The organism is Thermogemmatispora aurantia, from assembly GCF_008974285.1.
Lineage (GTDB): Bacteria > Chloroflexota > Ktedonobacteria > Ktedonobacterales > Ktedonobacteraceae > Thermogemmatispora > Thermogemmatispora aurantia.
In genome coordinates, this window is sequence record NZ_BKZV01000003.1 from 658,683 (window position 1) to 670,447 (window position 11,765).

General features: G+C 60.6%; 8 protein-coding genes. 5 read left to right on the forward strand and 3 right to left on the reverse strand.

Annotated features, from left to right (window positions below; all coding sequences use genetic code 11):
• Window positions 1-65: 65 nt before the first annotated feature.
• On the reverse strand, window positions 66-2,087 hold the full coding sequence (locus tag KTAU_RS12360; RefSeq protein ID WP_228026431.1) for a cellulose binding domain-containing protein: 2,022 nt from the start codon (window positions 2,085-2,087) through the stop codon (window positions 66-68).
• A 524-nt stretch (window positions 2,088-2,611) separates the two neighbouring features.
• Between KTAU_RS12360 and KTAU_RS12365 the strand changes: the two genes are divergently transcribed.
• The 4 genes from KTAU_RS12365 to KTAU_RS12380 all read left to right on the forward strand — a co-directional run bounded on the left by KTAU_RS12365 (window position 2,612) and on the right by KTAU_RS12380 (window position 6,839).
• A complete protein-coding gene (locus KTAU_RS12365; protein WP_151728658.1) occupies window positions 2,612-3,013 on the forward strand; it encodes a (R)-mandelonitrile lyase in 402 nt (133 codons plus the stop codon).
• A gap of 215 nt (window positions 3,014-3,228) precedes the next feature.
• Window positions 3,229-3,753 carry a GNAT family N-acetyltransferase gene (locus tag KTAU_RS12370; RefSeq protein WP_170293253.1) on the forward strand — a complete coding sequence of 175 codons (525 nt, stop codon included), beginning with the start codon at window positions 3,229-3,231 and terminating at the stop codon, window positions 3,751-3,753.
• 177 nt (window positions 3,754-3,930) lie between these two features.
• A complete protein-coding gene (locus tag KTAU_RS12375; protein WP_151728660.1) occupies window positions 3,931-5,202 on the forward strand; it encodes an MFS transporter in 1,272 nt (423 codons plus the stop codon).
• Between the two features lie 263 nt (window positions 5,203-5,465).
• Entirely contained in the window at window positions 5,466-6,839 is a 1,374-nt protein-coding gene (locus KTAU_RS12380) for an alkaline phosphatase family protein (protein ID WP_228026432.1), read from the forward strand.
• A gap of 171 nt (window positions 6,840-7,010) precedes the next feature.
• Here KTAU_RS12380 and KTAU_RS12385 read toward each other — a convergent pair whose 3' ends face one another.
• Window positions 7,011-7,955, reverse strand: coding sequence for a LysR family transcriptional regulator (locus tag KTAU_RS12385; protein ID WP_151728662.1), 945 nt, complete (start codon window positions 7,953-7,955; stop codon window positions 7,011-7,013).
• A gap of 489 nt (window positions 7,956-8,444) precedes the next feature.
• Here KTAU_RS12385 and KTAU_RS12390 point away from each other — a divergent pair, with 489 nt between their 5' ends.
• Entirely contained in the window at window positions 8,445-8,957 is a 513-nt protein-coding gene (locus KTAU_RS12390; protein WP_151728663.1) for a hypothetical protein, read from the forward strand.
• Window positions 8,958-9,140: 183 nt separating this feature from the next.
• Here KTAU_RS12390 and KTAU_RS12395 read toward each other — a convergent pair.
• Window positions 9,141-11,765, reverse strand: a 2,625-nt coding sequence (locus KTAU_RS12395; RefSeq protein ID WP_170293254.1) for a malectin, incomplete at its 5' end; no start/stop codon positions are given.

The window sequence follows — 11,765 nt, forward strand, 5'->3', positions numbered from 1 at the left end:
TGGTCCAGGTAGAGGCAGATAGAAACAACTGATGCCGCGAACCGCGGGCGCTAGCTCCCGACCCGTTAGACGACGCTGCAGCTGCGCCCATTCAGAGTGAAGGCTGTTGGACTGGCATTGCTGCCGTTCCAGGTTCCGTTGAAGCCAGGCGAGGAGCTGAGTGTAGCCCCCGGCGGAATCGAAGCGTTATACGACAGATTCGTAATGGTCACTGTGCTCCCTGACTGCGTATAGGAGCCGTTCCAGAGTTGGGTGATCGTCTGGCCGCTCGGGAATGCGAACTGCAATGTCCAGCCATTGATCGCCGTACTTCCAGTATTAGTAATGGTGAGACTCGCACTAAAGCCGCCCGGCCACTGGCTGGTGACCGCATAATGCACGGCACAGCTCAGGCTGGCCGTTGCCGTCGGTGTCGGTGTCGGTGTAGCCGGCGACGGAGTTGCCGTTGCGGACGCCGTCGGTGTTGGGGCTACCGTCGGCGTCACGGTCGGCATGGGTGTCGGCGTCGGTGTAACCGTTGCCGCGCTGCCCGGTGTAAAAACAATCGTCGTCAACGTATAGGGAGGGATCGATATATTGGGCAGCGGCGAACCCGAAACGCTCGTCGAGCTGATGGCGCTGCTAGTGGGGCCATAGGAGTAGACGCGCGCGCTGCTGGCGGCAGTGTAGCCATTGAGCGAGAAGGTTACATTATAGGTATTGCTCGGGTCCTTATTGATCAGCAGGACCGCCAGATCGCCATTGGCCTGGCGCACCGCATGCACGGCCACCAACGTCTGATTAGACGAAGAGGAAACCATCGTATCGCCGGCATTGCCCAGGTACGAGAGCATCTGCAGGCCATAGTAAGCCGGGAAAGGCGTATCGGCAGCCGGCTCGCACGGCCCACCGCTGATACAGCCACCGTTCGCCAGCACGCCATAGTCGCCATACTGGGCTGAGCCGTAGAGAGACGAGCTGGTATTGCCGGCCACCGGGCCATTGTGCAGCGTCCACCAGTCGACGTTCGTCACGCCGTTCTCCAGCCAGGTCATATAATCATCGTCCTCATAGAGGGCGTTGACAATGCTGACCGTCTGCTTACCGGGATTAGAAGAGACCGAATTGGTCTCAGTCAGCAGGATCTGGACGGCGCTGGCATGGGAGCCACAATACTGCGATAGCTCCGAGCGCAAGGTTGAAACCATGCTGGGAATCTGGCTGGTCGAGGCCAGCAGACCTGAGTCCGACTCATTGCCTGGATTCTGCGGGTACCAGTGAATGATGACGAAGTCGATAGCAGAGCAGGCCGTCGACAGAACGGTCTGGTTCCAGGGCTGAGGCGAGGCGGAATTAGTCACGCCGTCGGGCCAGTTGCCGGGCGTCGTTAGCACAGCCCCAACTTTGATCGTGGGATCAACAGCCTTCATCGCCTGGCTGTAGGCAACAACGTTGTTGGCGTAAGCGGCTGGAGTATGCGGATTGTTATTGTACTCCCAGCTGGCCCCATAAGTGCCATCGCCATAGACCTCGTTGCCGATCTCCCAGTACTTGATTCCATAGGTATGACCGGTACTGCTGGCTCCCGCGTAGGTGGGCACAGGGCCATTGTAGCCAGGCCCTCCCTTGTTAGCATATTGGACCCAACCGGCGGCTTCCGAGGGCGTGCCAGCACCGTAATCGACGGTGATGATCGGCTGGGCCCCCACGGACTGAACCAGACCCATAAAGGCATCAAAGGTATTGTTGGGATCAAGCCCGCCCTGGCCGGGGACCAGGGAATTCGTTTGCCAGTGGTAGACATCGGAGGTCGAGCCGCCCGGAAAGCGCAGCATGCCAATGCCAGCGTTCTTGATGTCGGTGCTGGCCGCGCTATCCAGCAGATTGCTATCCCAGACGGCGGTGTTGAGGCCACGGCTCAATGCGGTCAACGTTCCCAACGACTGGTTGGCATTGACCGTGACTTGAACGCTGCCGGCAGCCGCCACATGGCGCGCGCCAAGTGGATTGAGCAACACGAGCGCCGAGATGAGCAGGCAGAGCAACAGAGCACAGATGCCCGCTGCCCGCCCCCAGTGAGGCCGGGATACACCTAGACGTGCAAACATCGCGGACATTCCCCTTGCAGATCCCTCCTTGCCTTGAGCAGCGCCTGCCGCGACAACGGACAGGTAGATGAGGGATGGATTTGTGTTTTTCACGGCCTCACCATAGTTCAGGTCTGCTGGGCAGATCAACGACAGACGATGAGCATCTGGACAGCAGCCCTGGCCGCTTCATGACTATTCCTTCCTTGTTGCTATCTCGCTCCTCTTTCCTCAGACAGTCAACCAACCTCGGCCACAGCGCGAATCGGTTCTGCCTTCGGCACGAGCCAGTCACCTCTCCCGTGACGCCTGACTTCAGCAGGACCTGGCACGTGGCCCGCAAGCAACAGCCGACCTCTCTGCCTATCGCTTCCAGATCAGGCAAGAGAGCGTCTCTAGATGCTATACTGATAGAGCGGCGCCAGCCAGGCCGCCATTGGCTCTGGCCGTGGTGAGCAGGTGAGTCAGGCCCCAAGCGCAACGCCCAAGCCCAAGCAGTGATTACCCACACCCACCCATCAGCACAGCAGGAGGAAGCAAGCATCATGGAGATCCGCCGGAGCGGCTCTCAGCCATCGCAGCGAGGGCCAGCTGAGCATTTCACGGGTAACGTGCGCATCGATCCACTGTTCGAAGCCCGGGAACCTGGACGCGTGCGAGCTATCAGCGTGACCTTCGAGCCGGGCGCCCGTACGGCCTGGCACAGCCATCCGTGTGGGCAGATCCTGATCGTGACCGCCGGCAGCGGGCGGGCCCAGCGCTGGGGTGGTCCGATCGAAGAGATTCGTCCGGGCGATGTCATCTGGTTCGCAGCCGGTGAGAAGCACTGGCACGGCGCTGCCCCCACAACGGCGATGACGCACATTGCTATTCAAGAGCAGCTCGATGGACGCACAGCCGACTGGATGGAGCCGGTTAGCGACGAGCAATATCAAGGAGAGGCATAAGCAGGCTCTCGCCTATCCCTCTGACTTTCTCTCCAGGATTGTCAGAGCCGGCAGATGTGATAGACTGAACGAAGCAGAGCGTCGCGACCCAGGGAGAGCAAGCAGCTGCCCTGGTCGATGCGACGTCACCGTGACCAACGAAGAGGGGAGGCAAACCACCGCTGACTAACGACGAGAATCTTCAGCCCCTGCTCGCCCGGCGCTCAGCGAGCGAGTTGGCAGTCATCTGGAGTACCGTACATACACCGCGTCTACTGCTTCGGCGCCTGCGGGCTGAGGATGGGCCAGCCATGTTTCGCGTGCATGGCGATCCGGCCACCTACCAGTACAGCCCGGAGAGCGTCCACCGCTCTCTGGCCAGTAGCGAGGCCATGCTGCGGCTCTGTCGGCACCACTGGGCCAGGTACGGCTTCGGCTACTGGGCCATAGAGCTAGCCAAGGATCAGACGATCATCGGCTTTGGAGGGCTGGAACAGCAGTGCTGGCGAGAGCACACCGTTCTTAACCTCTACTATCGTCTGACGCCGAGTGCCTGGGGCCACGGCTACGCCACGGAGATGGCCCGCACGGCCCTGCAGCTCGCCCGGGATTATCTACCACAGCTACCGGTCATCGCGCGCATCAGAGCTGCTAACCTGCCATCTCAACAGGTTGCGCTCAAGATTGGCCTGCACAGGATTCCTGAAGAGCTGGAGGAGCCGGGCTACTATATTTTCGCTTCCGAATCCAACGGCTGGTAGGCAAGGGCAAGCCGCCATGAGAGAATGACCCATTCTGCTCTTGCGTGCTGGCCGGCAGAGCGAATATCCTGGTGATGGAGGATCGCGGGGTTCGCGCGCAGACAGGCTCTGGCCGGCAGGCCGACCGGGCCACCAGAGCAGAGCAACGACCAGAAAGGAAGTATTCATAGACCGGCGATGGAGCAAACCGCAAGGACGCGTCTCTCTCTTGCACCACGTCGACGTTATGCACGGCTGGCTGTAGCCTTTTTTTTCTTTCTCAATGGCGTGTTGCTGGCGACCTGGGCGGCCCGCATTCCCGCCGTTCAGGCCCAGCTCTCTCTTGCGCCGGCGGCCCTGGGCACGGCGCTCTTCAGCGGGGCGGTTGGGGCTCTGGCTGGCATGAATGGCGGCGGCTATCTGGTCGCGCGCTATGGCAGCCGCCTGGTCGTCATCCTGGCCACGATGAGCCTCTGCCTCATGCTGGTCCTGGTTGCATTCGTGCCCTCCCTGCCATTCCTGATCATGGCGCTGGCGCTGCTAGGGGCCAGCTCTGGGGCAATGGACATCTCCATGAATACGCAGGGTGTGGCCGTTGAGCATCTCTACGGGCGCCCCCTCCTCAACTCTTTCCACGCCTGTTACAGCCTGGGTAGCCTGGGAGGCGCCCTGGCGGGCGGCCTGATCGCTGGCTGGAACATTCCCTTGCCGGCCCACTTCGGCGGCATCGCCCTCGCTGGAGCTATCCTGGCCTTCGGTGCCATACCAGCCCTTCTGCCCTCTTTCAGCGATCAGGGCGCAAGTCAGAAAGAGGGAGGTACTCGAGTAACCTTTGCTCGCCCTACACGGACCACCCTGGCCCTGGGGCTGATCGCCTTCTGTTCTCTCTTCGGCGAGGGAGCTATGGCCGACTGGAGCGCCCTCTACCTGAACAGCAACCTGCACAGCGGGGCTGGCCTGGCCCCCACCGGTTATGCCGCCTTCTCCATTATGATGATGGTCAGCCGTGGCGTAGGTGACGCGCTCACGGCCCGTCTGGGAGCGGGCTGGATGGTACGTCTTGGAGGGCTGCTGGCGGCCAGTGGCCTCGCGCTCGTCCTGCTGACGCCCTGGCTGCCACTGGCCTTACTCGGCTTCGCACTCATCGGCAGCGGCCTCGGCGTTACCTTCCCTTTGACCCTCAGCGTCGCCGGGCGTCTTGCAGGCCAGGGCCAGGCCACCAGCACAGCTCTGGCCGCCGTTGCCACCTGTGGCTACACCGGCCTTATGGCAGGCCCTCCGACCATCGGCTTCGTGGCCAGCCTCCTGGGCCTGCGCCTCGCCCTCGGCCTCATCGTCCTCCTGAGCCTGGGCATTAGCCTCATGGCTGGCGCCGCGAACAAACCGTCGATCTCTCCTTCGCCACCTGCTCCCCATCGCCCAAAAGCCGAGGCAGAGCGCACCGCCTCTGAGCCTCCTCCAGGTCCATAAGCCTCTCCTCTTCTTCACCTGTCCCACCAGCTAGCCCCAAGCAAATAGATCAAAGGCTGAGCCATTCTTGAGACTTTCTAGAGTCTCGTCTGCTATCCTCTTGAAGGGGAGGTCTACCCCTCCCCACCCCTCACCAGTCAAGCCGGAGAGACTTTTTGTGCAGAAAGAGCATCTTCAGTGAACACCATGAGTGAGGACCCGGACCAATGCGTCATGCTCTGCGACTATCATTATCTCGCCAGCGAACTTGGTGCTGGCTCGCTGTGGCACTCTTACTGGCAGGGCTGCTACCAGCCTGCGTCAGCGGCGCACCTCAGCCTCCTACGCAACCGGCAAAAGGCATCCATCTCATCCAGCACGTCATTATCATCATGCAGGAGAATCGCTCCTTCGACAGCTATTTTGGTACCTTCCCGGGAGCCGACGGCATTCCCATGCGCAACGGCGTCCCCACGGTCTGCGTGCCAGACCCGGCTACCAGGCAGTGCGTCAAGCCCTATCACGACACGCAGGACCTCAATGGCGGCGGGCCACACGGAGCCGCGAACGCGCGCGCTGATATTGATGGCGGAAAGATGGATGGCTTTATTGCTCAGGCCGAGCAAGGTCGCCGCGGCTGTGGCCAGACCTTGAATCCGATCTGCAGTGGAACCCAGCCAGAAGATGTCATGGGCTACCACGACGCTCGCGAGATCCCGAATTACTGGACCTATGCCCATGATTTCGTGCTGCAGGATCACCTTTTTGAATCGGTAGCCTCCTGGAGCCTCCCCTCCCATCTCTACCTGGTCTCAGCCTGGTCCGCCCGCTGTCGCCGGGCTGGCGATCCCATGAGTTGCGTCAACAACATTCAGGGACCGGTCAGTACGAAACAGGCAGCTCCAGGCAAAGCCGACTATGCCTGGACAGATCTAACCTACCTGCTCTACCAGCACCATGTCAGCTGGGCCTACTACCTGGACCAGGGAGCCGAGCCTGACTGCGAAGATGACCAGATGATCTGCACCCCCCAGCCGCAAAAGGTCCATGTACCTGGCATCTGGAACCCGCTTCCCAACTTCGATACAGTGAAGCAGGATCACCAGCTTGGCGACATCGAGGACCTGTCAAACTTCTTTACAGCTGCTCGTGAGGGGAAGCTCCCTAATGTCTGCTGGATCGTGCCTAACAGCAAGGATAGCGAGCATCCCCCGGCCCTGGTCAGCACTGGCGAAGCCTACGTCACGCGACTCATCAACGCCGTTATGAGCAGCCCCGACTGGAAGAGCAGCGCTATCTTCCTGGCTTGGGATGATTGGGGAGGCTTCTATGACCATGTGGTGCCACCACACGTCGACGCTAACGGCTATGGACTGCGCGTCCCTGGTCTGGTGATCAGTCCCTACGCCCGACAGGGCTTCATCGATCACCAGACCCTGAGCTTCGACGCCTATCTGAAGTTCATCGAAGATGACTTTCTCAACGGGCAACGCCTTAATCCCCAAACCGATGGGCGCCCCGACCCGCGGCCCACAGTCCGCGAGCAAGTCCCGATCTTAGGGAACCTGGCCGCCGACTTCGATTTCTCTCAACCACCGCGACCGCCGCTGCTCCTCACACCCGTCCCTGGGCCGGTTCCACTGACAGCCACGCCCTGACCTCTCGCGGCCTCTTGCCCTGGCCAGGCTGCCTCTCAGACTCAGGTCCAAAGGGGTTGGAGCCAGGGAAGCAGATCACCGTTGTAGCACCCTGGACTCCCTAGCCGGCTGGCCGGAGTAGGGAGTCCAGGGTGACCTCCTGCGCATAGCGCAACAACCGCCGTCCGTTCCTTAGTGGCCCGGAGCCTCGCCAGGCGCTGGCTCAGCTTCCGATTCCAAGAGCAAGGCCAGGAAAGCCTGAGCGGCAGGTGAGAGGCGTCCGGCCCGGCGTTGGACCAGATGCAGGGTCCGCTGGAGCGCACCTTCGCCGATACGGACAGTACTCAACCAGCCGGCAGTAACCTCAGCTGCAACTGCCGCCTGCGAAACAATTGCCACGCCCATATTGGCCGCTACGGCGCGCTTGAGCGCCTCATTGCTGCCGAGCTGCATAGTAACCGGAGGCTGAATTCCAGCCTGTTGAAAGGCCGCCTCAATCACGCTGCGCGTTCCAGAGCCGGGTTCGCGCCAAAGCAGCGTCACCTCACGCAGAGCGGCTAAGGGGATACTCTCTAGATGAGCCCAGGGATGCCAGGGAGGCACAATCAGCACCAGCTCATCTCGGCGATAAGGGGTCAGCAGCAGGCTTTCATCAAGCGCTTCGACACGGCTCTCGATCAGCCCCAGTTCACGCCTACCAGTCCGCACCTCCTCATAGACTGCCTGGGAGTTCTCAATGGTCAATTCAATCTCGACGCGCGGATAGCGGCGGTGAAAGAGAGCCAGTGTGACAGGCAAGAGGTAGTTGCCAATGGTCGTGCTGGCAACCAGAGAGAGGCGGCCTGCTTCAATGCGATGCAGACTTTCCAAGGCGTCCGCCGCCGCCTCAATTTCCGCCATGACCTTGCGGGCATGCTCTTCAAGGACCAGCGCCGCCTGCGTGGGCACCAGGCGCTTACCAACCTGCTCGAAGAGGGGCAGACCCAGCAAGTGCTCTAGCTCATGGACCTGAGCCGAGACCGCTGGCTGACTCAGATGCAGCTCCTCAGCCGCATGGGTGTAGTTGCGGTGCCGCAGCACAGCCAGAAAGATACGCAATTGATAGAGAGTGACGTTCTGTTGCCAATGCCTGACCATACGTGTTCTTTCGGCGAGAGTCGTTCAGACGAGCAAGGCCCCCGTCCAGGGCAGGAATCTGGCCCCCTTCGAGCGGAGGAAGCCAGCAAACAGACAGCCTGTGCTCTTTCTTAGTCAGCCCGGACTTTTCCCGAGGGTTTCCCAAGGCTTTGCTTAGAGTATAGCATCTCTCGTCTGGCGAGCTGATACCGTCAGCACCGTCTCCAGGACAGTTCTAGCCTTACCTACCAGGTGCGTCCCCTTTCCCAAGAGGAGGGTCTTCCCCCTGGCTTGAGCGTGGGTAACCCTTAGCGACTGGTTCTGGTAGCTGGCGCTTCCCGCTCCTAGACTTTAAGAAGAGCAAAGAAAGACCAGCGGAGATTCTGCTCCCTGTTGACCAAGCCAGCACTGATTGTCTTCTTCTATTATTCCTCAGCAGGAAAGAGACACAGCATATCGAGCGAATCTAGCATACAAGAGCAATAAAAAGCCAAAGGAGCTGATGAACCTATGATTGATCTGCCAAGAGCATCGCAGCGCCAACTCTCAACAGCAATGCCTGTCTGTCCGATTTGTCACCAGAGCAAAAGCGTCGTACCTGTACCGAAGCTTTACAAGCAGAGTCGGCAGCGCGAGGACCCACGGCTGGCTCCTCCAGCCCCGCCGCGCGAGCGCAGCTTTCTCCTCTGGCCCATTACCGTAGGGGGCATCACAGAGACCGTCACGCTCATCGCGGTCATGCTGCTTTGCGCGAGCGGCCAATTCACTTTCCTGCAATATGCTCTGGCCGTGGTAGGTATCTGCATTCCCTTGCTGCTCTCAGGCTACGGCTTTGCCCGCCTGCTGACGGCAGAGCAGCAGAAAGCAGATCTGCTAGAGTGGGAAAAGGCCCTTGAGACCTGGAACCATTCCTTCATCTGCACAGCCGACCAGGTCATCTTTACGCCGGCAGAGCAGCCGGAGACCAGACAGCCAGCGGCCAGGCAGCGGAGAGAACAGCTGGCAGTTGCCTCTGCCCTCTAACGAGAGAGAAGTGAACAGACTGGCACGTCCACAGAAGGAGAGGAGAAACGAGACGCTTGCGCGAACAGGCCCCGAGAGGGCTGACAGAGCAGCGAGCGAGCCTGCATCTGCACAGCTCTCGCGGGGCTTCGCACTTTCTTTCTTTCTTCCAGCCTTCCTATCCCAGCGGCTGGCAACCCCTAGCTAGGGATAGCTCACCAGGTAGGCATTGGTCGTGGTCGAATTTGAGGGGCCGCCAGTGTTGTTGATAATATGTTGGATGGTCCCCACGCCACCGAGCGAGACCGTCACCAGGTCGTGGAAGGTCACCCCCGCTGTATCGGGTACCTCAAAGGCGCGATCCGCGACAATCGAGGGATCGACGTTGAAGTAGCAGTAGCTGCCCACGCCCCAGGCTTCATGGCTGGTGACCGAGTCCGCTACCTTGTAGGCAGCATAGCCGCGCGTACTGCCGTTCATCCAGGCTGCCTGGTTGGGCGGATCGTAAGGCATCTCATTCTGGAAGAAGTAGGTGCGCCCACCATTGCCGTTCCAGATGACCTCGTACTGCTGATAGTGCTCAACGAAGAGGCCGTACATGGTCACGTTGTTGCCGTTGACAACCAGCCCGTTGGCGGCAGGGTTAACGGTCCAGCCGACGCCGCTGCCGTGGTCGGCTCGCCACAGCCAGAGATCATCACCGATGACGTTGTTGCTGTTGATCACCAGGCTCTGGGTGGCCTGACCGGGACCAGCTCCACCAATGCGGAAGAAGACATCACTGAGCACGGTTGGATTGGAGGTATGGTCCTGTGAGGAGCCGCTGGGGCCAACCTGGAGCAGCACCGGTGAGTTGACAGGACCGGCGTCAAAGAGGAGACCCGCGATCGAGACCCCATCAACGTCGGCCACGGTCATGGGAATGACCCCATTCTGCGGCACCAGCGTCGCCAGCCCCAGTCCCAGTACGACCGTATTCGGGCGCGTGATGTTGATAGTGCCATTGAGCTGATAGACACCGGGGGTGAAAAGCAGGTTCAGACCTTGGGCCAGGGCATTATTGATGGTGGCGACAGAGTCCCCAGGATGAGCAATGTAGAACTGGCTGATGGGAATCGAGGTACCTGCCGGCGTCCCATTGGCCCAGGTTGTGCCCTGACTATTGCTGCGCAGCGCTGGTACGAAGACGTAGTAGTTGCCGCTCTGGTCGATATAGAGGAAAGGCTTCTCCCGAATCACTGGCGTCTGGTTGACGACCGTCTCCGGCGGATTGGGGAAGCTCGGCGGCGGCGCGCCGTTAACTCCGACAAAGACCATGTTCCAGACGCCCCCGTTCCAGCTGCCAAGCTGGTCGTTGCGCGAGAACCACTGCTGCTGCGAGCCGGACTGTGTTTGACCGGTGACCAGGCTATCGGCCAGGAAGCCTCCGCTGGCCCAACCGCCATCCCAGAGCAGCAGATTGCCCTGGATGTCAACGCGGTGCAGCGGCGAGGCCTGAGCCGCGGCCCATTTGTTCCAGCCACCAGAGGGAATGATCTTGAGATTCTCGGCACCGCGCCAGAAGTTCTGCGTAGCGTTGCCGTTCATCCAGGCTGCATCGAGGTTGACCGCTCCATTGATCACGACATCGTCGGGCGAGCGACCCAGTCCTAGCACTTGAGTGTAGAAGCCGACATTGACCGTGACATTGTAGGTACCCGGCTTGAAGAGGAGAGCGTAGCGATTGGTGCCAAACTGGTTGGTCTGTTGCTGGCTGTAGATGGCGTCAAGGGTGCTCTGAATGGTCGAGCTGGGCATCGAGGGATCGAAAATGTAGACGTTCGGCCCGAAATTGGGCGTACCTGCTGGCGGGGTCCCTGTCGGAGTAGGGGTCGGAGACGGTGCGGAGGTAGGCGTTGGGGTAGGCGTGCCGCCCGCTGCCGGCAGGATCTCTAGCCCATTGACCTGGGCATTGTCCACCACCGTGCTGAATTGGATCGTCAGTGTCCCACTCGTCGAGGCCGTCACGCTAAACTCTTTCACCACCGCCTTGTTCGCCCCTCCCGCCGCCGCATAAATGTCAAAGTTCGTCAGCACCTGCTGCCCGTTGATGCTCACATTGAAAACCCGCTTGCCCGCCGCATTCCAGTACGTCTCGGCAAAGTGCAGCCGCACCGTGTAAGCCGCTCCCGCCGTCAGGTTCGGTATCGTGTAGGTGAAGTTGCCATAGCGATTGCTCTGGTAGACTGCCTGCGGCGCCGGGTTCGTCACCCCCGACGTATCAATCGCATTGCTCGTGCTGGCCGTCGTCCCTCCACTATAGTAGCTGTCCGCGATAAACGGCGCCACCGCCGGCCCGCCTGCGTTGATCTGGACGGCGCCCGCAACAGGTGTAGGGATCGGCGTACCACCTGCCGGCGGCAGGATCTCTAGCCCATTGACCTGGGCATTGTCCACCACCGTGCTGAATTGGATCGTCAGTGTCCCACTCGTCGAGGCCGTCACGCTAAACTCCTTCACCACCGCCTTGTTCGCCCCTCCCGCCGCCGCATAAATGTCAAAGTTCGTCAGCACCTGCTGCCCGTTGATGCTCACATTGAAAACCCGCTTGCCCGCCGCATTCCAGTACGTCTCGGCAAAGTGCAGCCGCACCGTGTAAGCCGCTCCCGCCGTCAGGTTCGGTATCGTGTAGGTGAAGTTGCCGTAGCGATTGCTCTGGTAGACTGCCTGCGGCGCCGGGTTCGTCACCCCCGACGTATCAATCGCATTGCTCGTGCTGGCCGTCGTCCCTCCACTATAGTAGCTGTCCGCGATAAACGGCGCCACCGCCGGCCCGCCTGCGTTGATCTG